The organism is Parasphingorhabdus flavimaris, assembly GCF_013371215.1.
In the GTDB taxonomy this organism is placed as follows: domain Bacteria; phylum Pseudomonadota; class Alphaproteobacteria; order Sphingomonadales; family Sphingomonadaceae; genus Parasphingorhabdus; species Parasphingorhabdus flavimaris.
The window spans coordinates 902043-926542 of the sequence record NZ_JABWMH010000001.1 but is presented as its reverse complement, the minus strand read 5'-3'; the positions used below and the strand labels follow the sequence as shown (position 1 = coordinate 926542).

22 protein-coding genes are annotated in these 24500 nt (G+C 58.4%); 7 read left to right on the top strand and 15 right to left on the bottom strand.

Annotated elements, in window-relative coordinates:
• Window positions 1–68 precede the first annotated feature (68 nt).
• The 3 genes from HUO14_RS04495 (at window position 69) to HUO14_RS16250 (ending at window position 4236) form a co-directional block, all read left to right on the top strand.
• On the top strand, window positions 69–2141 hold the full coding sequence (locus HUO14_RS04495; RefSeq protein WP_176278645.1) for a S9 family peptidase: 2073 nt from the start codon (window positions 69–71) through the stop codon (window positions 2139–2141).
• A gap of 23 nt (window positions 2142–2164) precedes the next feature.
• Window positions 2165–2650, top strand: a complete 486-nt coding sequence (locus HUO14_RS04490; RefSeq protein ID WP_176278644.1) for a GAF domain-containing protein — start codon at window positions 2165–2167, stop codon at window positions 2648–2650.
• Between the two features lie 161 nt (window positions 2651–2811).
• Window positions 2812–4236 carry an RcnB family protein gene (locus HUO14_RS16250; RefSeq protein ID WP_246255229.1) on the top strand — a complete coding sequence of 475 codons (1425 nt, stop codon included), beginning with the start codon at window positions 2812–2814 and terminating at the stop codon, window positions 4234–4236.
• Between the two features lie 98 nt (window positions 4237–4334).
• Here HUO14_RS16250 and HUO14_RS04480 read toward each other — a convergent pair whose 3' ends face one another.
• The 4 genes from HUO14_RS04480 to HUO14_RS04465 form a co-directional block, all read right to left on the bottom strand.
• Window positions 4335–5090 (bottom strand): arginyltransferase, encoded by a 756-nt coding sequence (locus HUO14_RS04480; protein ID WP_176278643.1) that lies wholly within the window; start codon window positions 5088–5090, stop codon window positions 4335–4337.
• Window positions 5091–5252: 162 nt separating this feature from the next.
• Window positions 5253–5528, bottom strand: coding sequence for a hypothetical protein (locus HUO14_RS04475; protein ID WP_343046051.1), 276 nt, complete (start codon window positions 5526–5528; stop codon window positions 5253–5255).
• 155 nt (window positions 5529–5683) lie between these two features.
• Window positions 5684–7357, bottom strand: a complete 1674-nt coding sequence (locus HUO14_RS04470) for an amidohydrolase (RefSeq protein ID WP_176278642.1) — start codon at window positions 7355–7357, stop codon at window positions 5684–5686.
• A 15-nt stretch (window positions 7358–7372) separates the two neighbouring features.
• Entirely contained in the window at window positions 7373–8245 is an 873-nt protein-coding gene (locus HUO14_RS04465) for an NAD(P)-dependent oxidoreductase (RefSeq protein ID WP_176278641.1), read from the bottom strand.
• 75 nt (window positions 8246–8320) lie between these two features.
• On the opposite strand from HUO14_RS04465, the gene HUO14_RS04460 reads away from it, so the two are divergent.
• Complete coding sequence (locus tag HUO14_RS04460; protein WP_176278640.1) at window positions 8321–9562, top strand: threonine ammonia-lyase; 1242 nt, start codon at window positions 8321–8323, stop codon at window positions 9560–9562.
• A gap of 4 nt (window positions 9563–9566) precedes the next feature.
• Here the strand turns inward: HUO14_RS04460 and HUO14_RS04455 are convergent, their stop codons facing one another.
• From HUO14_RS04455 to HUO14_RS04440, 4 genes are all read right to left on the bottom strand, one after another.
• The gene (locus HUO14_RS04455) at window positions 9567–11063 is read right to left on the bottom strand and encodes a tryptophan 7-halogenase (RefSeq protein WP_176278639.1); all 1497 of its coding nucleotides are present in this window, start codon (window positions 11061–11063) and stop codon (window positions 9567–9569) included.
• A complete protein-coding gene (locus HUO14_RS04450) occupies window positions 11060–12574 on the bottom strand; it encodes a tryptophan halogenase family protein (protein ID WP_343046050.1) in 1515 nt (504 codons plus the stop codon). Before HUO14_RS04450 ends, HUO14_RS04455 begins: the two co-directional genes overlap by 4 nt.
• Window positions 12575–12702: 128 nt before the next feature.
• Entirely contained in the window at window positions 12703–13839 is a 1137-nt protein-coding gene (folP, locus tag HUO14_RS04445) for a dihydropteroate synthase (RefSeq protein ID WP_176278637.1), read from the bottom strand.
• Between the two features lies 1 nt (window position 13840).
• Window positions 13841–14980, bottom strand: a complete 1140-nt coding sequence (locus tag HUO14_RS04440; RefSeq protein ID WP_176278636.1) for a site-specific DNA-methyltransferase — start codon at window positions 14978–14980, stop codon at window positions 13841–13843.
• A gap of 333 nt (window positions 14981–15313) precedes the next feature.
• Here HUO14_RS04440 and HUO14_RS04435 point away from each other — a divergent pair, with 333 nt between their 5' ends.
• The gene (locus HUO14_RS04435; protein ID WP_176278635.1) at window positions 15314–16345 is read left to right on the top strand and encodes an acyl-CoA desaturase; all 1032 of its coding nucleotides are present in this window, start codon (window positions 15314–15316) and stop codon (window positions 16343–16345) included.
• On the opposite strand, the gene HUO14_RS04430 is transcribed toward HUO14_RS04435, so the two are convergent.
• From HUO14_RS04430 to glmM, 5 genes are read right to left on the bottom strand one after another with little or no spacing between them, the layout of a single operon-like run.
• Window positions 16342–16899 carry a ribonuclease HII gene (locus HUO14_RS04430; RefSeq protein WP_343046049.1) on the bottom strand — a complete coding sequence of 186 codons (558 nt, stop codon included), beginning with the start codon at window positions 16897–16899 and terminating at the stop codon, window positions 16342–16344. The genes HUO14_RS04435 and HUO14_RS04430 overlap by 4 nt on opposite strands.
• A complete protein-coding gene (gene thiD, locus HUO14_RS04425) occupies window positions 16896–17705 on the bottom strand; it encodes a bifunctional hydroxymethylpyrimidine kinase/phosphomethylpyrimidine kinase (protein ID WP_176278634.1) in 810 nt (269 codons plus the stop codon). Before thiD ends, HUO14_RS04430 begins: the two co-directional genes overlap by 4 nt.
• Window positions 17666–17857: a hypothetical protein gene (locus HUO14_RS04420; protein WP_176278633.1), complete on the bottom strand. Its 192-nt coding sequence runs from the start codon at window positions 17855–17857 to the stop codon at window positions 17666–17668. Before HUO14_RS04420 ends, thiD begins: the two co-directional genes overlap by 40 nt.
• On the bottom strand, window positions 17851–18078 hold the full coding sequence (locus HUO14_RS04415) for a DUF1272 domain-containing protein (protein WP_176278632.1): 228 nt from the start codon (window positions 18076–18078) through the stop codon (window positions 17851–17853). Before HUO14_RS04415 ends, HUO14_RS04420 begins: the two co-directional genes overlap by 7 nt.
• Complete coding sequence (glmM, locus tag HUO14_RS04410) at window positions 18078–19418, bottom strand: phosphoglucosamine mutase (RefSeq protein ID WP_176278631.1); 1341 nt, start codon at window positions 19416–19418, stop codon at window positions 18078–18080. Before glmM ends, HUO14_RS04415 begins: the two co-directional genes overlap by 1 nt.
• 172 nt (window positions 19419–19590) lie before the next feature.
• Here glmM and HUO14_RS04405 point away from each other — a divergent pair, with 172 nt between their 5' ends.
• Window positions 19591–20811, top strand: a complete 1221-nt coding sequence (locus tag HUO14_RS04405) for a dicarboxylate/amino acid:cation symporter (protein WP_176278630.1) — start codon at window positions 19591–19593, stop codon at window positions 20809–20811.
• A complete protein-coding gene (locus HUO14_RS04400) occupies window positions 20808–21800 on the top strand; it encodes an aldo/keto reductase (protein WP_176278629.1) in 993 nt (330 codons plus the stop codon). The genes HUO14_RS04405 and HUO14_RS04400 overlap by 4 nt, the downstream gene beginning before the upstream one ends.
• A gap of 3 nt (window positions 21801–21803) precedes the next feature.
• Here HUO14_RS04400 and HUO14_RS04395 read toward each other — a convergent pair whose 3' ends face one another.
• Together HUO14_RS04395 and HUO14_RS04390 are read right to left on the bottom strand one after the other, a co-directional pair.
• Window positions 21804–23099, bottom strand: coding sequence for an amidohydrolase family protein (locus HUO14_RS04395; protein WP_176278628.1), 1296 nt, complete (start codon window positions 23097–23099; stop codon window positions 21804–21806).
• On the bottom strand, window positions 23096–24496 hold the full coding sequence (locus tag HUO14_RS04390) for an amidohydrolase (RefSeq protein WP_176278627.1): 1401 nt from the start codon (window positions 24494–24496) through the stop codon (window positions 23096–23098). Before HUO14_RS04390 ends, HUO14_RS04395 begins: the two co-directional genes overlap by 4 nt.
• Window positions 24497–24500: the final 4 nt, after the last annotated feature.

The window sequence follows — 24500 nt, the reverse complement described above, 5'->3', positions numbered from 1 at the left end:
CCCGTTGTTTGCGGTTGGCAAAGCGGTGTTTTTCCGCATAAGAAATGTAGAGAATTTAGGGGATTTCGATGAAAACGCGTTATTTGCTCGCCATCTGCAGCCTGCCATCCTTGGCGACCGCCGCTTTCGCCTCCGACGCCGACGACAGCCGGCGCTTTACTGCAGAACGCGTGTTCGATCTGGAATATGCCGATGATCCGCAAATATCGCCGGACGGCAGCACCATAGTCTACGCCCGCAAGTCGATGGACAAGTTCGTCGATCAGGTCGTCAGCGATCTATGGTCAATCGACACCCGCGAGGGCACCCACCGGCCACTGGTAAGCGGCCAAGGCTCCAGCAGCTCTGTCCGCTGGTCCCCGAGCGGCGACCGCCTGATCTATATGGCGTCGAACAACGGCAAACAGGAACTGCGTCTGCGTTTCAAGGACACGGGCGACAGCTTTTCACTCGCGCAGTTGGAACAGAGCCCGGGCGCGCCGGTCTGGTCCCCGGATGGCAAGAGCATCGCTTTCACCATGTTGGTACCCGATGAGCGTCCAGGTTTTGCCAAGCCGCCAAAAAGCCCTGAGGGGGCCGAATGGGCAAAGCCGGTCCGGGTTGTCGATGATCTCGTGTTCCGCTTTGACGGCGCCGGCTATCTGCCCAAGGGCAAAACCCAGATATTCGTCCTCGGCACCGAGGGCGGCACGCCGCGGCAGGTGACCGACGGGAAAAATGGCTTTGATAGCCCGCAATGGCTGGGCAACGGCGCGTTGCTGGTCACCGGCAACGAAGCCGAAGACGCTGATCTCGATCCCATCGAAAGCGAAATATACCGCGTGGACCTGTCCAGCGAGGCTGTCACCCCGCTGACCCAGCGCGACGGCCCCGATTTCGCGCCCAAAATTGCCCCCAATGGCGCGCGTATCGCCTATCTCGGATATGACGACGAGCTCAGATCCTACCAACAGAATAATGTCTATCTGATGGGATCCGACGGCGGCGGCGCAACAAATCTGACGGTCAATTATGACCGCTCGGTCGACAATATCGCATGGCGACCAGACGGCAAGGCACTGATCGGTCAGGTCGAGGTCGAGGGTATATTGACTTTGGTCTCGATCGATCTGTCCGGCAATGTTCGCACTCTGGTCGAGGATATTGGCGGCACATCGCTCGGTCGTCCTTATGCCGCCGGCAGTTTTTCGGTTGCCAGCAATGCCGGCGGAAGTTCGCCGATCATTGCCTATACCAAGGGCAGCACCAATCGCCCCGCCGAAGTCGCGATCAGCCGGGGCGGGCGAGACGGCCGCCAATTGACCCGTCTGAACGACGATGCACTTGGCCATCTGGACCTAGCCCGGATCGAGGAGATCAAGATTTCGTCGAGCCACGACGGCAGAGAAATAGAAGCGTGGGTTGCCCTGCCCCCGAATTTTCGCCCCGACGGCAGCTTTCCGATGATATTGGAAATTCATGGCGGCCCGGCGACCATGTATGGTCCTTATTTTTCCGCTGAAATTCAACGCTATGCTGCACAAGGCTATGTCACGGTCTATGCCAATCCACGAGGTTCGACCGGATATGGCGAAGATTTTGCGCAGCTGATCGATCTGAATTACCCCGGCAATGATCATGACGACCTGATGAGCGTCGTCGACGCCCTGATCGCCAAAAATTACGTCAGCAAGGACCGGCTGTTCATCACCGGCGGATCGGGCGGCGGGGTGCTGACCGCATGGGCCGTCGGAAAAACCGATCGCTTCGCAGCGGCGGCAACGATCAAGCCGGTAATCAACTGGACCAGCATGGCACTGGCCGGTGATATCGCCCGCTTCGTCAGCCGCCACTGGTTCCGCGCCCAGCCCTGGGAGCAACCGGAGGAATATTGGCGCCGTTCGCCGCTTTCCATCGTCAATAACGTGAAGACGCCGACGATGGTCATGGTCGGCGAAGCAGACTGGCGGACACCCGCCTGGGAAGCCGAACAATTCTATACCGCGCTCAAGGTCCAGAAAGTCGATACGGTGCTTGTAAGAGTGCCCGGTGCGTCCCACCTTATTGCTCGCAGGCCGAGCCAGCTAATCGCCAAGGTCGACAATATCATGGGCTGGTTTGCCAAATATGATCCGGTCAAAAAACCGGAAGCCGAAGATTAAAAGGAAAGGCGGACGACTCCCCCATGTTGGAAATTGCGATCGACAAAGATCAACCGAAGGCGGCACTATATGCCGAACTGACATCCTTCGCTGCCGCTCTGGTGGACGGCGAACCGGACGCGATTGCCAATATGGCCAATGTCGCGGCTTTGATCTGGCAATATGTCCCCGGTCTAAACTGGGCCGGCTTCTATCGGGTCATCGATAACGAGTTGTTACTCGGTCCCTTCCAGGGCAAGACGGCCTGTATCAGGATTGCCATTGGTTCCGGCGTATGCGGCGCTGCGGCGGCCTCGGGCCTTGTCCAGCGGGTGGCAGATGTGCACGCATTCCCCGGACATATTGCCTGCGATGCCGAAAGCCGCAGCGAGCTGGTGATACCGGTGATGAAAAACGGGAGCGTGATTGCCGTGCTCGACCTCGACAGCCCCCTGCCCGACCATTTCGACCCGGAAGACGAGAGCGGTCTGGTCAAACTGATCGACGCAATTGCCGATAATCTTGGTTAACCACACGGTAACCAGTGTGCCCCATTTCGATACAACGGCGTAAATCTACTCTATTTTACAACCCCCTAATGGCCAAAGCGCCCGAAAAATGGTAAATGAACGTTAACCAATATTCGGTCGGACATGCTCGGTGCATGCCCGAAACTAGGGAGTTGTTAACCATGAAGACCCTTTTACTTGCTGGCATTGCCGGTGTTTTCGCGATGGCGCCAGCATCGGCATATGCCGCTGTCGACTCGGTGTCGGACGACACCTCGAATTCTCTCATCGACCTCTCCTTTGCTTCTTCGGCAGCACTGGCCAACCCCGCATCCGGGGCCAAAACCATGCCGAACAGGGGCAATATGCGCCAGATGAAGAACATGGGTAACATGCACCACGCAAAGAACATGCGCCGCATGAAAAACGTGGGCAGCAACCATCGCATGAACAGCCGCAGTCACGGTGGCAGCTACGTTCGCCAGGGCCGCGTGGGCTATGGTCAGGGCTATCGCAAGCCCCATCGCGGCTTCCGCCTTCCGCAAACCTATGTTCAGCCCAGCTATTTTATCGGGAATTTCGGCTATTACGGGCTGTCCCAGCCCAATGTCGGCTACGGCTGGTCGCGCTATTATGACGACGCCGTACTGACCGACCGCTATGGTGTGGTTCAAGACGCGCGCTACAATCTCGACTGGGATCGTTATAATCAGGGCTATCAGGACGGTTATCGCGCCGGTCAGGCGACCTATGATCCTGCAGTATTTTACGACGATGACCGTGTCGTATCCACACCATCCGCCTATAATGACGCGCGCTCGACCTATCAGGGCGACTGGCAGGGCGCCTATCAGGAAGACGGCAGCTATCAGGGAGACTGGCAAGGCACCTATCGGGATGCCGAAGGCCGTATCTATGAAGGCGAATATTCCGGCACGTTCATCGGTGATGGCGGGATGACCCCGCATTGGGGATCCGGCCAAGCGCAGAATCCGCCACCCCGGCATCATGAACCCTATCCGGATAATCGCGGTTACGACGATCCGCGCTCTGAAGAGCTGGCCTATCTCGAACGGTGCAAGAAAAGCAGCGGCATCGGCGGCGTTGTCGTTGGCGGAGCGATCGGAGCGCTCGCCGGCAACCGTATCGCGGGTCGCGGCAACCGACTGGGCGGATCGCTTATCGGCGGCGGCCTTGGCGCGGTGGCAGGAGCGGCAATAGATCAGGGAACCGATCGCTGCCGCAAGCTGCTCAAGCAATATGGCTATGACCAGCAGCATGACGGTCGACGCTACCCCGCTCATCCGCCGGTCCGCTATCATCACCAGCAACCGCCGCAGAGCCATCCCACCTATCCGAGCGGCTGGAACGGACAATATGGTCAGGCTTATTATTATCCGCAGGCACAGCCGATGGTGACGACGATCGTCATACAGTCCGCGCCGGTTACCACCACAACCACAACGACCTATGTCGAAGAGGAAGTGGTATATGCAAAACCGGCCCACAAGAAGCGGTGGAAACCTGCCGCCAAGAAAACGTGGAAGCCAGCGCCGAAAGCTGCCCCGTTGAAGGGATGCCAGCAGGCGCGCTGCATGTACGACTGATAGGCTGACAGAAAGAAAAAGGCCTGCCAATCCGGTTCGATTGGCAGGCCTTTTTTCTGGCCTATTGCTCTGGATTCAGTTCGACGGAATTAACTCGGCTATTGCAGCTTGAGCAAGGCGGTCGGGTCAAATCGGCTCCAGCCATCCGGGCCCAGTCGCTCGATAGGGCGATAGCGGACCTTGTATTCCATCTGCGGTGACCCATCGACCCAATAGCCAAGATAGACATAGGGCAATCCGGCCTTCCTGGCGCGCATGATGTGATCCATGATAATATAGTTGCCGAGTCCGGCCCGTTCTCCATGCTCGGCATCGAAGAAGCTGTAGATCATCGACAGGCCATCGCCTTGCTGATCGGTCAGGCAGGCACCGACCAGACGCCCCTTGCTGCCGTCCTGGGTTGGCTCGCGATATTCGATGACAAAGCTTTTGACCGGCGATTGCTCGACCATGTCGCTATAGTCCATCTCGTCCATCTCCGCCATGCCGCCGCCGGGATGCCGTTTTGCCAGATATTTTTGCAGCAGTTGATATTGTTCGTCGGTGGCCCAGGGTTCGCAGGCTTCGACAACGAGGTCCTGATTGCGCCGGATCAATTTTCTCTGGGTGCTGCTCGGCCGGAATTCGTCAGCCAGCACCCGGACCGAAACGCAAGCTTTGCAATCCAGACAGCTGGGACGATAGGCGACATTCTGGCTGCGGCGGAATCCGATCCGCCCGAGCGCGTCGTTCAATTCCTCGGTGTGCGGGCCATTGAGCTCGGTAAAGACCTTGCGCTCGCTTTTGCCGGGCAAATAGGGGCACGGGCTGGGATTGGTTACGAAAAATCGTGGAAAGCGAACGGGTGCAGTCACAATGCCAGCCTTTTCTCAAATGGTTCAGAGTCGACAGGGGCAATATGCAATGCAGGGGAGAAAATGAAAAGGTGGTTTACCAAGATTTTCGACATTAATCCGGACCGAGACCAAAAAAAACGGGGCGAAAATCGCCCCGTTTTCAAATTGATTTGTCAAACCTCAGGGGCTTGTTGGATCATCATCATCAGCGATGATGATGATGCCGGCAATTACTGCTGCTGCTGCGAGCAGAGCAATCAGGATGCCGTTTCCGCCTTCAAGTTCTTCCGAAGAAGTCGAGGTCGCACCGATGCGTTCTACCGCTGGCGCAACGCTGTTAGCTGCCTGGGCTGCCACAGGTGCAACAGCCAAAGAAGCTACCGAGATAGCAGCCGTTAGTTTACCGAGATTCATAATAATGCTCCAATAGGTATTTAACAAAGAGAGAAAGTCCACATCGGGACTCTCTTGCGCCCCACTGCTTCTTGAAGGGTTATCTTTACATCCATCCCTTCTGAAAAACTATTTATAGCAATTTGCGATTCTTAACAACCGCAAAACCCAGAATAATTTTCTCCGGTCAACCCGATAACAAACCGCTTAGCCCCGTCCTACCTGCTCCGGACAAATGCTGGCCGACCGGCGATCCAGGTCTGCAGCACCTGTGCATTGCGAATCTGTTCGGGTGTCGCCAGCAGGATATCCTGGTCAATGATCAGAAAGTCCGCCCTTCTCCCGGGTTGCAGACTGCCGAGGCGATCTTCGGCAAAAGCGGCATATGCGGCGCCGTTGGTATAGGCGTTCCAGGCTTGCTCTCGGCTCAGCTTCTCCTTCGGCATCCACCCTCCGAACGGCTGCCCTGCGGCATCCTCGCGGGTCATCGCAGCGGCCAGGCCAGCGAAAGGATTGGGCGATTCCACCGGCACGTCCGTGCCGAACGCAAGCTTCGCACCCGACGCAAGCAACGATTGCCATGCATAAGCCCCAACCAGACGATCCGTCCCCAGACGCGCTTCCGCCATCAGCCGGTCGGACGTCTGGTGCACCGGCTGCATCGAGGCGATGGTGCCGGTGGCAGCGAAACGGCCGATATCGGCCGGATCGACGATCTGCGCATGCTCGACCCGCCATCTCCGGTCGCCCTTGTACGTATATCTCAGTTCCTCGATGGCCGACAATATATCGTCATTGGCCTGGTCACCGATCGCATGGACGGCGGTCTGGAAACCGTCCATCGCTGCCCGGCTCATCTTGTTCTTCAGCTGTGCCGAGCTCAGCATCGCCAATCCGCTTTCCCCCGCCTTGTCGGCATAAGGCTTCTTGAGCAGGGCGCCGCGTGACCCCAGAGCGCCATCGATATAGAGCTTGACCCCGGCAAGCCTGAGATGATCGTCATACAGCCAGGGTGACGGCCCTGGGCCGGCAATCGCGATCATATTCTCGATCTCGGCCGCATAAGAGATGATCCGCACCTTCAACCGGCCCTTGTCTCCCGCCCTGCGGAAACTCTGCCAGTCCTGCATCGTCGTCCCCATGTCGGCAATCGAAGTGACCCCGCTGGCCAGCAATATGTCCTGCGCCTTGCTCAGGGCGACGTCGCGGTCGACCGGCTTGGGGGCAGGAATTGCGGCGTCGAACAAATCCATCGCTGTATCGACGAATATACCGGTCGGTTTGCCGCCGCTCTTTTCGATACTGCCGCCGCCGGGTGATTTGGTCGCGGATGAAATGCCGGCTGCCGCCATCGCCGCTCCATTGACCCAGACTGCATGGCCATCGACGCGGGACAGAAACACCGGACGGTCGGCAACCACCGCGTCGAGCTCTGCAGCGGTTGGAAATCGGCCCAGCCCCCAGGCCTCCTGATTCCAGCCATTGCCGATGATCCATTGCCGCCCCGGATTGTCGGCTGCATATTGAGAGATCTTGGCGAGCGCTTCGGCCAGCGAACTGGTATCGGACAGGTCCAGCGTCAGTGCGCCAAAGCCCATGCCCATGACATGACCATGGGCATCGAAAAATCCAGGGATCACCGTCTGGCCCTTGCCATCGAACTGGAAGTCGACCTCGCGCGGACGCTTGTCACGGCGGTCGAGCAACTGTTTTACCTTGCCGTCATCATCGATGACCATCGCCGCGAAACGGATGACCTTTCCTTCGCTGTCGAGCGTCATCCCGTTGACATTCTCGATCAGGCTGTCGGCAAGAGCCGGCGCGGGCGTCAGAAAAACCGCCGCAGCCATCGCACCCAACGCTGTGCCACAATTTTTCAGCCAACCGTCCATATCAATTTCCTTGGATTATTTTCTTTTGGGAAGACGCGAAACCAGTGAGCTCGTGTCATTGCGTCCGCCCCCTGCGGCCTGCACTTCGGCATAAAACTGGTCGACCAGCGCCGCCACCGGAAGAGCCGCGCCGTTGGTCCGCGCCTCCTCGAGCGCCAGTCCGAGATCCTTGCGCATCCAGTCGACGGCAAAGCCGAAATCGAACTTGTCCTGCGCCATCGTCGCCCAGCGATTGTCCATCTGCCAGCTCTGCGCCGCTCCGCCGGAGATCGCTTCATGGACCTTGTCCAGATCAAGCTGGCTGGCCTGGGCAAAGCGCAGCGCCTCGGACAGCCCTTCGAGGACACCGGCAATCGCGATCTGGTTGCACATCTTCGTCGTCTGTCCTGCGCCAGTCCGTCCGACATGAACGATCCGCCCGGCATAAGCATCCATGATCAGCTCGGCCGCCGCGAAGGCTTCCTTGCTGCCGCCGCACATGATCGACAATTTGCCATTTTCGGCACCGGCCTGACCGCCCGAAACCGGAGCATCAACCACATGGATTCCGCGCCCCTCCGCTTCGACCGACAGCTGGCGGGCGATCCGCGCCGACACCGTCGTATGGTCAATGAACAGGGCGCCCGACGCCATCGTCGAAAAGGCGCCGTCACGCCCCATGGTGACCGAGGAAAGGTCGTCATCATTGCCGACACAAGTGATCACGATCTGCTTGTCCCGTGCTGCAACCGCCGGATTTTCGGCCAGTGAGCCGCCATATTCGGCCACCCATGCCTCGGCCTTGGACCGCGTCCGGTTATAGACCGTCAGTTCGTGCCCGGCCTTGACCAGATGACCCGCCATGGGCCCGCCCATCACGCCGATCCCGATAAATGCAATTTTCGCCATAGATTCCTTTATCCCCTTTCATGGCCATAATCATTGTTTCCCTCGATGACCAGATGCGTTAGGGCCTCAGGCGATATGAATGATATGCAGCCATCCGCCCTTCCCACCTTCGACTTCGAGGATGTGAAAGCAGCGCACGACCGGATCAAAGGCCGGGTCGTCAATACGCCGACGCTGAAAAGCATCACCCTTTCCCAGCTTAGCGGCGCAGAAGTATTTCTCAAATTCGAGAATCTGCAATTTACAGCTGCCTACAAGGAACGCGGCGCGCTCAATGCGCTGCTGCTGATGGACGAGAGCAAACGCAAGGCCGGGGTTATCGCCGCCTCTGCCGGCAATCACGCTCAGGGGCTTGCCTATAACGCCAGGAACCTGGGCATCCCGGCGACCATCGTGATGCCCAGCACCACGCCGATGGTGAAGGTCGAACAGACCCGCGGCCATGGCGCCGAAATCGTGATTTTCGGCAGCAGCTATGACGAAGCCTATGCCCACGCAATGACGCTGGCCGAGCAACGCGGCCTCACCTATATCCACGCCTTTGATGATCCGCATGTCGCGGCCGGTCAGGGAACGGTTGCGGTCGAGATGCTCGAAGCCGTGCCCGATCTCGACCGGCTGATCATTCCGATCGGCGGCGGCGGATTATTCTCCGGTATGGCCACCGCAGCCCGCGCAATCAGGCCGGAGATCAAGATGACCGGCGTGCAAGCCGCGCTTTATCCAAGCATGTATGGCAGACTGACCGGCAAGACCGTTACCGCCGGTGGCGATACTTTGGCGGAAGGCATCGCGGTCCGTAATCCCTCCGAATTCACCGCCGCGATCATCCAGAAGCATATGGACGAAATCCTGCTGGTCAGCGAAGCGCAGCTGGAAGGCGCGGTAAGCCTGCTGCTGCAAATCGAGAAAACCGTCGTCGAAGGCGCAGGAGCTGCGGGACTGGCCGCACTCTTGGGAAACAAGGAAAAGTTCAAGGGCGAGAAAGTCGGTCTTGTACTCTGCGGCGGCAATATCGACACCCGCCTGCTCGCCAATGTCCTGTTGCGCGACCTCGCCAGGTCGGGCCGTCTCGCGCGTCTCCGCCTGCATCTCCGCGATCAGCCCGGCGCGCTCTACAATGTCGTGAGGCAATTCGCCGACCATGAGGTCAATATCATCGAAATCTATCACCAGCGCGTGTTTACCAACTTGCCGGCAAAAGGGCTGATCACCGATATCGAGTGCGAAGCCAAGGATCGCGAGCAACTCGAAGGCCTGATCGCCGACCTCAACAAGTCCGGCTATGATGTCCGGCAGGTGGAACTGGCAGACTAGCCTGTCACGGCACGTTCATGTCGAGATTGCCGACGGCGCCGTCACAGGGCCCCATTTCCAGAAGCGAGCGGTCAAAGGCGCCCGCGAGGCTTTTTAATCGGCGCGCCATGATGGTCATATCAAGCCCCTGCGCCAGCGGATCGCAGCGTTCCGGCACGACACCAAATCCGATCATAATATCTATCCAGCTCTGTTCGTCAAAGATTTCACCATCATAAACGACGACCCGCCCTCTGCTGCGAAACTGGTCAATTCTCCGGACCAGGCTTTCGGGTATTTTTCTTTCCCCAATATCGGACCACGGCAGGTCTTCCCGGCGGTTGAGCGCGAATGGCAGCAACATGAAATCACGCAACTGTTCCGCCGCTATCAGATGGCGCCGATTATATTCCCTTGCCTCGACCGTCATGTCGAGACGCGTCGGCAGGTGATCCGCCAATATCATCGCCTGACGCTGCAATAATGTCATGTCAGCCGAGAGAAACGGTCCGAAGCGCGCCGATGCACTACCCATTCTCAGCAAATTGCCAAGCCAGGGCTTATCGATATATCCCGGTTCAAACGACGCAACCTCCGCTTCGGGCCCGACGAGATATTTTTCCTCTTCGCCGGTCAAAAGGTCCGATGCATAGATAAATTGCCCGATTGATCGGTCTCGCAGCGGCGTGGTGATCATCAGTCCGCCCTTGATCGCCTGAACCACGGTGTGGCTAGCTGGCCCTGCCGGTGGATCGGTGACCCGGGCCGACCCGATGCGATCAAAGGAGAATCCCTCGGAAACCGACCGCCAGTCGGAAAGAAAAGACCCGCCGATCAACCGGCTGATCGCTCCGGACGCATCGATATACAGGTCGGCCTCGACCGTCTCTCCATTGTCCAGTTCGATCCGGTCTATCGGCCCGCCATCCGGCGATGTTTGCACGACCTTTGGCCTTGCATCCACAATCTTCATCGGCCCGGAACCGGCATTGTCTTTGAGCAATGCCGTATAATGCGCGCGATCCATCTGGATGACCGGACGCAGCATGCTCAGCGGTGAGCGGGGATCAGCGGATTGAAACGCAAATTTTCCTACTTCCATCGCCCGCGCTGGCAAACGAAACGGCTGATAAAGATAGGACAGCCGCTCCGGCTGATCATAGGACATGGCGGCACGCAACATGATCTGGTGAATGGCCACATCGTCGATAGCGGGCAGGCTCCCTGAACCGGTCAGGAAAAACCCGCTTCCTTCACCCTGCCAATCCCGCAATTCGGCGCCGAGAGAGAAAAGCGCGCTATCTGCCGTCGCCAGTTTTTCGGCGCTAATCCCCATATACGCGAAAAACGGGTCATCCAGACGAACAGCGACAGCCGCCGGTGCAACAGACCCACCGTCTTCCACAAGCACTAGCTCGATACCTGCGGGCAAATCGTTCGCGATCTGCGTCGCGACCGGCCATAATTCGTGACTCTTGCCGCAAATGGCGATCCGCCTGACCCGCTGTGCAAGGCCGCTCACGCTGCATCTTCCGCTGCGCCGGAATAGGTAGCCCGATATTTCTCGAGAAATGCCAGATGACCGCTCATCTGCCCGACTCTATTATCTATCGTTCTCCGGATATGTTCGAGCTGGTTGGTACGATCAGCAACAGATATCGCATCGACCCTTGGGTCACAGGTCTCGGGCAACAGATTTTGGCCGATGAATACGGAGAGCCAGCTCGCCGGCTGAAACAGACCGTGATCATATTGCGGAACAATCCCGCGCCGTTTGAAAGCCTCTATCTTCTCGCCCAGACTAGTCGGCCATTCCATCTCCCGCATGTCCCGCCAGAACGGTTCGTCGCGCTGGTTGAGCACATAATGCAGCATCAGAAAGTCACGGACGCGATCATATTCCAGATCCATCAACCGGTTATATTCGTCAACATCCGACGCTGCGCACTGCTTCTCCGGGAAGAGCGCGATCAGGTTCAATATACCGCTCTGGATCAGATCGATGCTGGTCGATTCAAGCGGCTCGAGAAAGCCGCCGGACAGCCCGATCGCCACGCAATTTCGGTTCCACAATTTTTCGCGCTTGCCGGTCCTGAAAAACAGCTGCTTGGGTTCGGCAATCGGGTCGCCCTCGAGATTCTTCATCAGCAAGTCGACCGCGTCCTGATCGCTGATATAGCGGTCGCAATAGACATGGCCGTTGCCGATCCTGTGCTGCAACGGGATCCGCCACTGCCATCCGGCAGAACGCGCAGTAGAGCGTGTAAAAGGTCCCACAGGATCGGCAATTTTGCACGGCACCGCAAAGGCCCGGTTGCACGGCAGATAGTCGCTCCAGTCTGCAAAGCCGGTCGCCATTTCCTGTTCGATCAATAGCCCGCGAAAGCCGGAACAGTCGATGAACAGCTCGCCGGATATCTGCTGTCCGGACTCCAGCATGACTGACTGGATGAAGCCGGTCTCGCCATCGCTGTCGACCGCGATGACCTTGCCCTCGATCCGGTCAACACCGCGCGCTGTCGCATAGTCCGCAAGAAAGGCGGCGTAGAGGCTGGCGTCAAACTGGAAGGCATATGTATAGGCGTGCAATAACGACGCCGGATTTTCCGGCGGCAAATCAAACCGCTGATGGCGCGCCGCCTCGATAGCAAGGCAATAGCTGCCAAAATCCTCCGCCCGTCCCCGGGCATTTTCCCTGACCCAGTGGTGATGAAAATCGACGGGGCCGATTGGCTCGCCATGCACACCAAAGGGATGGACATAATGATCCCCCGCCTTGCCCCAGTCGCGAAACTCGATACCCAATTTGATCGTCGCGCTGGTCTGCGCCATCAGATCGGCTTCATCAATATCCAGCATCCGGTTGAATTCGCGAATTTGCGGCAACGTCGCCTCGCCCACGCCAACGGTACCGATTTCGGCGGATTCAATCAGGCGGATATTCGCTCTGGTTCCGGACAGCTTGCGGGCAAGCGCGGCAGCGGTCATCCAGCCTGCGGTGCCACCACCGACGATGACAATCTGTCGAACCACTCGGTCGGACTGGCCTTTCAATGCATTTCCCCGCAGCTTGGATCTTCGACGCGGATATATGCTAGCGCCATCGACGCGCTTTGGCCAAACAGATATTCTATTTGATACCGATCAGCATGCACCGCTGTTCAAACGGGCGCGGTCAACCCGGCGTCGCGCATCCCGCGCCAGATCTGCAGGGCCTGAACCGTTTCGGGCACATCATGCACGCGAACGATTTGCGACCCCTGCTGGATCGCATGATGCGCAAAGGCGATCGAACCGCCGAGACGCTGATCGACCGGTGCTTCCTTCGACAAGGCCCCGATCATCCGTTTGCGACTGGCGCCGATCAGCAGCGGCTGGCCGAGCGTATGGAACATTGCGATATTGTTCATCAGGGCGAGATTGTCTGCCAGCGATTTGCCGAAGCCGAGGCCGGGATCGATAATGATCTTCTCGCGCTCGAAGCCCGCAGCGACAACATCGGCGATCCGCTGTTCCAGCCAATCGAGCGTATCCGTCACGATATTGCCATATCCGTCACTTTTATGGGGATTTTTGCCACTGGATGGTGCATGCATCAGCACAACCGGACGACCGGACACTCCTGCCACTTCGAGCGACCGTTGGTCGTGTAACAGAGCGGAGACGTCGTTGATCAGTTCCGCGCCGGCAGCAATGGCTGCTTCCATCACCGCTGCCTTGCGGGTGTCGATGGATATGGCGGCCCCGCAATGGGCAAGCCGTTCGATCACCGGTACCACGCGCTTGATCTCGTCGCCTTCCCAGACCGGCTCGGCACCGGGCCGGGTGCTTTCCCCGCCGATATCCAGGATCGAAGCGCCCGACGCAGCCATTGCCAGGCCTGCCTCGGCCGCCTTGTCCGGATCATCCTGATGCTTGCCGCCGTCGGAAAAGCTGTCGGGCGTGATATTGAGAATGCCCATCACGTGCGGCTGGTCGAACCGGATGATCCGCTCGCCGCATTGCAATGGTTCGTGATGTCTCGTCATATTGCCGAACAGGGCAGCGGCCCGAACCGCCAACGGCTCCGGAAGGGCTGCCGACCATTCCGGCCACTGGGTAAGGTTGACCAGCCCCCTCAGATTCGGTTTCCCGGCTTCTATCACCTGATATTCAATCTGAGAAAACCAAATTAAGCTATTGTTTAATATTTGGTTTTTATCCTCATGCCATTGCGGACTATCAACCAGTCCGACCGGCTTGAGATAGAGCCGCGCATCTGCTCCACATGCTTCCAATTCTTCCAGCGACGCGCCCATATCAGGGTTCGGTAGCCAGCAAATAGGTCTGGCGAAGATTGTCGATCGGCTTCAGCGATTTGCCGTCATCATAATACCAATAGGTCCAGCCATTGCAGCTTGGTGCATCCTGCACCGTTGCGCCAATCTTGTGGATCGAGCCTTCCTGCCCATCCCAGATGATCGAACCGTCGGCCCGCACCTTCACCTTGAACTTGCGGTTCTTGCTGCACAATTCGTCACCGGGCTTGAGATAGCCGGTTTCCACCAAAGTCCCGAAGGCAACCCGCGGCTTGGCCTTGGGCGACTGCATCGTCTTCAAAGAGCTTTCGTCGAGCGGCAGCGCTTCGGCGATCCGCTGTTCGGCGACTTCGCAATAGCTGTCTTCCTTCTCGCAGCCGATCCATTCGCGACCCAGTCGCTTCGCCACCGCACCGGTCGTGCCGGTACCGAAAAACGGATCGAGCACAACATCTCCGGGATTGGTGGTCGCCAGCATGATCCGGTAGAGCAGTGCCTCGGGTTTCTGGGTCGGATGCGCCTTGGTTCCGTTGCGTTTCAGCCGTTCCTGACCGCCGCATATCGGCATCACCCAGTCGCTGCGCATCTGCAATTCGTCGTTGAGATTCTTCATCGCACGATAGTTGAACGTATATTTCGATTTTTCCGATTTCGACGCCCAGATCAGCGTCTCGTGCGCATTGGTGAAGCGGGTTCCCTTGAAATTGGGCATCGGATTGGCCTTGCGCCAGATGATGTCGTTGAGGATCCAGTAGCCAAGATCCTGCAGCGAAGCGCCGACCCGGAAGATATTGTGATAGCTGCCGATCACCCAGAGAGATCCATCGGGCTTGAGAATACGGCGCGCTTCCGCCAGCCAGGCCTTGGTGAAGGCATCATAGGCGGCAAAGCTGTCAAAATGGTCCCAGGCGTCATCGACTGCGTCGACCTGTCCGCCTTCGGGACGGTAAAGATCACCGCCAAGCTGGAGATTATAGGGCGGGTCGGCGAAGATCATATCGACCGACGCGTCGGGCAGCGATGCCATCGCCGCGACACAATCCATCTTCAATATTTGCCCCAATGGCAACGCCTCAGCCTTTGCGACAGGCTTGTTTGCGGTGCGTGCTTCAGGTGCGTGAATGCGCTCGATAATCCCCATGTAACTCAATTCCTTTTTCCAACGGGGTTAACGGTGAGTCCGAAACGTCCGGCGGTCAAGGCCGTTAACATAGGTTAAAGGCGTATCTTAATGGTTAACGCGAATCGCGGCAGGAGAACGAAACGAGTCCTTATCCAGATATGGAGTCAGGGCCCGAGCGCCAGACTCAATCCCTAGTGGTGTGGCGCAAAAGACTCGCTGGCGAATATTTATTTTGATCTGGCGGCCCAAATCGTCCAATTTCAATTCTGGTTCACAAAATCTGCTGTTCAAGCTATATGTTCGGTCAGCAGAATAGATCCAGAGCGTAACATTCCGGGGGTCAGTAAACAGATGGCGCGCAATTTTCGCGATAAATATCAGCAGGAAAACGGCATTTCTCAGGAGAGCGACGAACCCCGTCCGCATCCCGGCGTCATTGTCGGCGGCGAGGCAGGGCGCGAGAAACGCCGCGAATATGCGATCGTGTTCGGCTCGAAGATTTTCGGCTCGATCGCCGCAGTCTGGTGGATGTTCACCTATGATACCGGCTGGGTGGAATGGTCGGCATTTATCGCCGGATATATCATATTGATGCTCGGCATCGTCCTCGGCTTCCACCGCTATTTTTCGCACAAGTCGTTCGAGACGTCGAAACCGATGCAATATATTCTCGGCGCAATGGCGCAAATGTCGATCCAGTCTTCGGTATTGCGCTGGGCCACCGACCATCGGCGTCACCATGCGCACGCCGATGAGATTGGCGACGTCCACAGCCCGTGGCTCGATGGCCGCGGTCGCAAGACAAGCCGCCTGAAAGGCATGTTCCACTCCCATTTCGGCTGGTTCATGGACGATTGCGTCACCGACACCAGCATCTACGGCAAGGGTCTTGCCGACAATGATGTCGTGCTCTGGCTGCACAAGACACGCTGGTACTGGCTGGTCTTCTCGCTGATCATCTTTCCGGGCATCTGGGGTCTTGCCTTTGGCGGCTGGGACCATGTCGTCAGCACGATCCTGATCGGCGGCTATTTCCGCACCTTCGTCGTCCTGCAGATCACGCTGGGCATTTCCAGCTATGCCCATGTCGTCGGCTCTCAGCGACACACCAAGGGCGTCGGCACGGCCAGGAACAGCTTCATCTTCTCGCTGCTCACCTTCGGCGAGGGCTGGCACAACAACCATCACAAACATCCCCGCGCCAGTTTTCAGGGCATGGCATGGTGGGAAATCGATATCGCGGGCTATGTCCTGCTGCTGCTCGAGAAAATGGGCCTGGTCTGGAATGTCACCCGCCAGCCCAAATATATCAAAAGCGAAAGCGGCGAATGGATTTTGGCCAACCGCAAAATTGCGCCGAAACGGGCCGAAGCGGAAGCCTAGATCAGGGCCATCTGGGACACGGGCGCGAAGCTGCGCCGGTGGAGCGGCGTCGGCCCATATTGTCTGAGAGCGGCCAAATGCTCCGCCGTGCCATAGCCCTTGTTGCGGTCCCATCCATATTGCGGATATTCTCTGGCGGCTGCGATCATCAACTGGTCGCGGAATTCTTTCGCAAGGATCGACGCCGCAGAAATGCAGGGATGGATAGCGTCTCCGCCAACGACTGCTTCGGCTGAATAGGACCATCGGGGCAAGCGATTGCCATCGACCAGCACATGGTCCGGCTCGACATCAAGGCCCTCCACCGCCCGCGTCATGGCGAGCATCGTCGCCTGCAATATATTGATCTCGTCAACCTCGGCCTCGGAGCATTGGGCTATCGAAAAGCGCGAGCAACCGATAATTTCCTGCTCGAGCAGCGCTCGTTTCCGGGCCGTCAGTTTCTTGCTGTCATCCAGCCCGGCGATCCCGTGATTATTGGGTAATATCACCGCAGCGGCCACCACGGGGCCAGCGAGCGGGCCCCTTCCCACTTCGTCGACGCCGACGATCACCGATCTTCGTCCTGAAAGTCGGTGACATATTGATGCCCCAGCGGCCCGCTTCCCTCACCGAGCCCCGGTGCTTCCAAGATCGCGATACGGGTGAAGGATATTGCCTGCTCAAAGGCCGCGGTCAAATCCATCCCGTTGCCCAGTCCGAGCGCCAGCGCGCTGGCAAAAGAGCAGCCGGTGCCGTGGGTTTCCTCTGAATCCAGTCTCTTGCCTTCGATCCTTCTGACCAGGCCACCGGGCGAATATAGTTCGTCGACAACCACAGCACCGTCACCATGACCGCCCTTGATCACGAGATGGCAGCCATGGCCCAGAATCTCGTCCTTGCCGCCCAATGCCGCCAGTTCCGGAAGGTTGGGGGTTACGACCGATGCAATGCTCATCAATTCGCCGAAAGCGGCAACCGTAGCGGCATCGGCCAGTGCGCTGCCGCTGGTTGCGACCATCACCGGATCAAAGACGACAGCCACGCTGAGCTTCTCCAGATATTGCGCGACCGCCCGCGCCGCCTCGGCGCTTCCGATCATGCCGATCTTCACGGCATCGACGCCGATGTCGCTGACTACGGACTCGATCTGCTCCAATATCGTCGCGGTCGGTATTTGATGAACAGACTGGACGCCCAGTGTGTTCTGCGCGGTGATCGCGGTTATCGCCGTCATCGCGTGACCGCCCAGCATGGTGATCGTCTTGATATCCGCCTGAATCCCCGCTCCGCCGCCGCTATCGGAACCGGCGATCGACAAAATCCGCGGACATGTCCCGGTCACAGGAACAGCGGCCCGACCTGAACGATCAGGAACCATTCAAGCGCCCCCGCCAGCAAGAGAATCAGAACCCAGAACCGGCGGAAAAAGCCTCGCGCAAAGAAGAACAGCCCCAGCGTCACGAGAAGCGGCAGGATCAGGCCGATGACCACGATGGTTCGGGCATCCATCGCATCGAGAAAACTCAGCATTTATATTTACGCAATGTCGAGGCGGGAAATTGTGCCAGCAATTCCTTCGAACGGGTTGGCCTGGGCATCAATCTGCCTCCGCAATTGGGGCATATTCCCTTGTGCTTATCGCTATTGCAGTCGTCACAAAATGTGCATTCAAAACTGCAGATCAGCGCGACAGTCTGCTCGGCGGAAAGATCCTTGCCGCAGCTTTCGCAATCGGGGCGCATTTCCAGCATCAGTTGGCGACCTCCTCTACCACGGCACAAATCCGGTCGACCACCGCATGCACTTGCCCTTCGTCGTCACCCTCTGCCATCACTCTTATCAGCGGCTCGGTGCCGGATTTGCGGATCAGCAGCCTGCCGCTGCCTTCCAGTTCCTTCTCGGCCTCAGCGATTACCGCCTTGACCTTCTCGCTCTCGAGCGGCTGACCACTGCCATAACGAACATTCTTGAGCAATTGCGGCACCGGATCGAACAGATGCAGCAATTCGCTCGCGGGCTTGCCACTCTCGACCAGTTCCCCGAGCACCTGCAAGGCGGCCACGGTGCCGTCTCCGGTGGTGCCATGATCGAGCAGGATCATATGACCGGATTGCTCGCCACCGACATTGTAGCCGCCCTTTTTCATCTCCTCGAGAACATAGCGGTCGCCGACATTCGCGCGGATCAGGTCGAGATTCTGGGTTTTCAGAAAGCGTTCCAGTCCGAGATTGGACATCACCGTAGCAACGATACCGTCGCCGCGCAGCAAGCCGTTGCGGCTCCAGCTCGATCCGATCAGGGCCATCAGCTGGTCACCGTCAACCACCCGCCCTTTTTCGTCGACAACGATCAGGCGGTCAGCATCTCCATCCAGTGCAACCCCAATATCGGCACCGGACGAGACCACGGTTTCCTGCAAAATCGCCAGATCGGTCGAACCACATTTGTCATTTATGTTCAATCCGTTGGGATTGATCCCCAGCGTGACAACCTCTGCGCCCAGTTCCCAGAAAGCGGAAGGCGCCACCTGATAGGCGGCGCCATTGGCGCAGTCACAGACGATCTTAAGACCGTCCAGACGGATATGGTCAGGCAGCGACATTTTGACAGCGTGGATATAGCGTCCGCGGGCATCTTCGAACCGCTTGGCGCGGCCGATATCGGCTGCCGGTGCCAATATTGTCTCTTCTTCAAGATAAGCCTCGATCTTGAACTCGTCCTCGTCGGACAGCTTGAACCCGTCGGGACCGAATAATTTTATGCCATTGTCATGATACGGATTATGGCTGGCGGAGATCATGACACCGAGATCGGCGCGCATTGACCGGGTCAGCAAGGCTACCGCCGGGGTCGGCATCGGACCGACCTGCACGACATCCATGCCGACGCTGGTAAATCCGGCCACCAGCGCGTTTTCCATCATATATCCCGAAAGCCGCGTGTCCTTGCCGATCACCACACGATGCTTGTGGTCCCCGCGCAGGAAATGCCGTCCGGCTGCCTGCCCGACTTTCATCGCAATCTCTGCCGTCATCGGATGCTTGTTGGTCAGGCCGCGAATGCCGTCGGTACCAAAAAATTTCTTCGCCATATCCGTTTACATCCCAAAATCAGCGTGCCTCGTTGCGCATATCTCTAGCCGATGGACCCTCTCGAGACCAAGAACGAATGACGCTTTAAGCAAATTTTACAGATAATCATCTCTTGCCAGATGCTGGTCGCCATGGTTGATGAAGCCCTGATGGACGGCAAGGGATAGAATATTGAAAAAAGCGCTAATCATACTTCTTGCCCTGGTGTTCGGAATTCTCGTCGGGTTGTTTTTCGGCCCCCGCAGCCCGTTGCTCGTCGAAGCAGCCGATGTCGTCGGCAATATGTGGCTCAACGCCTTGCGGATGACGGTCATCCCGCTGGTTTTCACCCTGCTTATCGTCGGCATTGGCAAAGCCGCATCGATGGCCCGCGCCGGACGGATGACCGCCCGGGCGATATTTTTCATGATATTCATCCTCTGGTGTTCTTCAGCGATGGCGGCCTTGGTAACACCCGCCCTTCTCGAACTGTTCCCGCTCAATATCGACGCGGCAGCCGCGCTACGTTCGGCGCTGGGAGACGCGGCACCGCCGGGCGATGTACCACCGTTCAGCGAATTTCTGCGCGCGCTGATTCCCACAAACGCAATTGCGGCGGCAGCGGAAGATGCGGTGCTCCCCCTGATGATCTTCGCGCTGGCCTTCGCCTTTGCGATCACCCGGCTGCCCGATTCCCAGCGCACGATGCTCGACCAGTTTTTCAATTCGATTGCCAACGCGTTGCTGATCCTCATCCAGTGGGTATTGGCGCTGGCACCACTCGGTGTCTTTGCTCTGGCTCTGGGCGTCGGCGCGAATGCAGGGCTGGCGGCATTCGGAGCCCTGCTCCATTATGTGCTGATCGTAAGCAGCGTCGGCGCGGTGGTCTGGATATTCAGCTACATTCTCACCTTCGTCGGTGGCAAACGCAGTCCGGTCGCCTTTTTCAAAGCCTCCGCCCCGGCTCAGGCCGTGGCCATTTCCACCCAAAGCTCTCTCGCTTCGCTTCCGGCGATGGTCAGCGGCGTCAAGGCAATGGGTGTCGGCGACCGGTCCGCCGATGTCGTCCTGCCAATTGCGGTCGCCCTGTTTCGCGCCACCGGCCCCTGCATGAACCTGGCGGTCGCCATATATGTCGCGCACCTGATGGGTATCGAATTGTCGCTCGGCATCCTGGCGATCGGCGTGGTCGTCGCAGCGATCACCACCATGGGAGCGGTCAGCCTGCCCGGGTCGATCAGCTTCATAACCTCGATCGCACCGATCTGCATCGCCATGGGCATTCCAATCGAACCGCTGGTGCTGCTTTTGGCGATCGAGACATTTCCTGATATCATGCGAACCGTGGCGAATGTCAGCGCGGATATGAGCGTGACCGCGACGCTCGCTCGCAGCGAAGGAGACATGACATGAAATATCGCAAACTCGGCCCTGAACTGGAGGTCTCGGCGCTTGGCCTCGGCTGCATGCCGATGGCAGGAATCGGCACCGCCATGTACGGCACCGCCAGCAGGGCCGAAAGCCTGGCGACCATCGACCGCGCAATCGAACTGGGCGTGACCTTTTTCGATACCGCCGAGGTTTACGGGCCGCTGGTCAATGAAGAATTGCTCGGTCACGCGATCCGCGGTCGCCGCGACCGGCTGGTGATTGCGACCAAATTCGGTTTTGCGTTCAACGACGGGCAAGTGACCGGTGTCGACTCAAGCCCGGCCAATGTGCGCCGCGCCTGCGAAGGATCATTGCGCCGGCTCGGTGTCGATGTGATTGACCTGTTCTACCAGCACCGGGTCGATCCCAATGTGCCGATCGAGGAAACCGTCGGCGCGATGGCCGATCTCGTAAACGAAGGCAAGGTCCGCTTTCTCGGTCTCTCGGAAGCCGGAGCCGACACGCTGGAGAAAGCGCACGCGACCCATCCGATCGCGGCATTGCAGTCAGAATATTCGCTATGGGAACGCGGCATCGAGGAAGAAATCCTGCCGATTTGCCAGGATCTCGGCATTGGCTTCGTCCCCTACAGTCCACTGGGCCGCGGCTTTCTGACCGGACAGATCAGCAGCCGGGATGATTTGCCCGAGGATGACTATCGCCGCAACGACCCCCGCTATTCGGAAGAGAATTTTGACCAGAATATGAAACTGGTCGACGTCGTCAAGGAAGTCGCCGGTCGCCATCATTGCTCCCCCGCGCAAATCGCCCTGGCATGGCTGCTGGCGCAGGGTGACTTCATCGTGCCGATCCCAGGGTCAAAAAGACGGGCAACGCTGGAAGACAGCATGGCGGCGGTCGATATCACCCTGTCCGATGCCGATCTCGACCAGCTGGAAGCCGCAGCGCCGGTCGGCGGCACCGCTGGTCTTCGCTATGGCGAGCGAATGATGTCGATGGTCCGCCTTTAGGGACTAGTAATCATATGCCTTCGGCAAAGCGCCGGGAGCAGGATTGCGATAACGGTCCCGCAAACGGATCTGGCGGTTGCTCAGTGATTGTTCGACCCCGTCGATCAATACATTCTCGACCTGCGTCGAAAGCTCCAGCGGATCGCCGTCCCAGATCACCACATCCGCCTGGCGACCGGATTTCAGCGATCCCAGCTTGCCGCCCACACCCATGATCTCGGCAGGCACCGAACTGATCGCCGCAAACGCCTCGTTCCAGCTCAGACCGGTGGCCCGGGGTACCTTGTTCAAGGCAACCAGATTACCGGCATATTGCGTGGAATAGCGCAGCTGATGGGCATCCCGGTCATTGATCATGCCGATCGCCACCTTCACGCCAGCTGCTTTCATGCGACCGATATTGGACTGGGTCGCAGCCAGATCCTCGAACCCGTAAGGCAGATCGCTGAGCGCGGAAGCCAGCACCGGTACACCCGCTGCTGCGATATGACCGGCAACCCGCCAGCCTTCGTTGACGCCGACCAAAATCATTTTCAGGGCCGGAAAATCCTCGCGCAGGTCGAGGACCTTCAGGATATCGTTGGCGCTTTCGACGTGAACCAGCAGCTTGGTGCTGCCATTGATCACCGGCAGCAACGCCTTTGCATCCGACGCCTTCAGCAGATCGCTGTCAAAAGCCGCCGGATTGCGCGCATAGGTCCGCGCTTCCTCTAGCATCGCCCGGAACTGGACATGCGAGGCTGAACGGCTGCCCCCTGCCCGGCTGTGGCCCGTCTCTCCCAGTTCGACAAACTGGAACGACCGCGCCTGGGTGATCGCATCTTCATCCTGGCCGAGATCGACGATCGCGCCATAGCCGCCAAAGATCGAACCGGATGTACTCGGCGATACGACCGCGCGGGTAACACCCGCAGCGCGGTTGACGGCGACTGCGGATGCAAAGGGATTGATGGCATATTGCACGTCGAGCGCGGCCGAAAACGGCGAACCGCTCGAGTTCATGTCATTGGTCTGGCTGACCGCACCGACCTCGACAAGACCTATCCGGCTGAACCCGGCGAAGACACCTGGCGTGACCCATTTCCCGGTCGCGTCTATCCGTCGTGCATTGGAGGGAATTGACACGTTGGCTCCGGCTGCAACCACGCGATCATTGCTGATCACCACGGTCCCGCCTTCAATCGGCGCGCTGCCATCGCCGATCACCAGCTTGCCGCCGGTAATCGCGATGGTCTCGGCCGCAAGTGGCGCTGCGATCATCGCTGCGGCGGACGCTAGCAATAAGGAAAAACGCTTCATTTGACGTCTCCTTCACCGGGCTGGCCGAGCTCGAAATCGCTGACGGGACGACGCTTCGGATCACCGCTGTCAAACAGCAGCGCCCCGTCGATCCAGACCTTTTCCGGTCGCGAGTAGACGCTCAGGGGATTGCCGTTCCACAAAACCAGATCGGCCATCTTGCCCGGCTTCAAACTGCCTGTCATGCTATCGATACCCATTGCTTTCGCCGGATTGAGCGTGATCCACTGGATCGCCTGGGCATCGCTGATTTCAATTCCCATAGCCCGACCATTGGACAATGCCTTGCTCGCTTCCTGGTTGAGCCGCTGTATCTGGTTTTCGTCATCGCTGTGGATGATGACACAGGCCCCGGCATTTTGCAGCAGTGCGGCATTTTCCGGAATGCCGTCATAGGCCTCCATCTTGAAGCCCCACCAGTCCGCCCATACCGCCGAACATATATCTTCCTTGGCCAGAATGTCGGCAATCTTGTAGCTCTCGATCGCGTGATGAAATGCGGTCACCTTGTAGCCGAATTCCTTCGACATATCGATAATCTGATTTAGCTCGTCCGCCCGATAGCAGTGATTGTGGACCAGAATTTCTCCGTCCAGCACGCCGACCAAGGTTTCCTTGGCGAGGTCTCGTTTCGGCGGCTTGGCATCATTCCGCTTGCTGCGATATTCCTGTGCGTCGATCCAGGTTTGCCGGTTTAGCGCGAGATTGCCCATCCGGGTCGATGGCATCCGGTTGCGGCCACCGTAAACCCGCTTGGGATTTTCGCCGCAGGCCATTTTCATGCCATAACGCGCACCGGGGAATTTCATCGCCTGCACCGTCCGCGCCGAAACATTTTTCAGCGTAACCGACCGCCCTCCGAAGAGGTTGGCCGAACCGGGAAGAATTTGCAGCGAGGTAATGCCGCCGTTAGCCAATGCCCGCGAAAAACCGGGGTCTTGCGGCCAGACACTATGTTCCGCCCAGACTTCCGGGGTCACCGGAGAGGTCGCTTCATTGCCGTCACTGTGCGCCGATACGCTGGGCGTCGGATAGTCGCCGAGATGGCTGTGCACATCGATAATACCGGGCGTGACATATTTGCCGGAGCCGTCGACAATCGTGACCTCTGCCGGAATGGCCGTATCCGGACCACCGACCGACGTGATCTTTCCGCCCGCCATGAACACGGTACCCTTGTCGATCCGTCCGCCTTCACCATCGAAGATAGTCACACCGGTAATCGCGGTGGGAACCGAAGGATAGGCTTTGTAAGTCGACGGAAACGCCGGAACGTCAGACTTGCTCGCTTTGACCGGCGGCGCGCTGCTGGCCGAATTTGTGTTCGCAGCGGTAGCCGCGCAACCGGCCATCAACGATCCGCCAGCCGCCAATGCCAGCAAAGCCCGAATTCTCATAGCA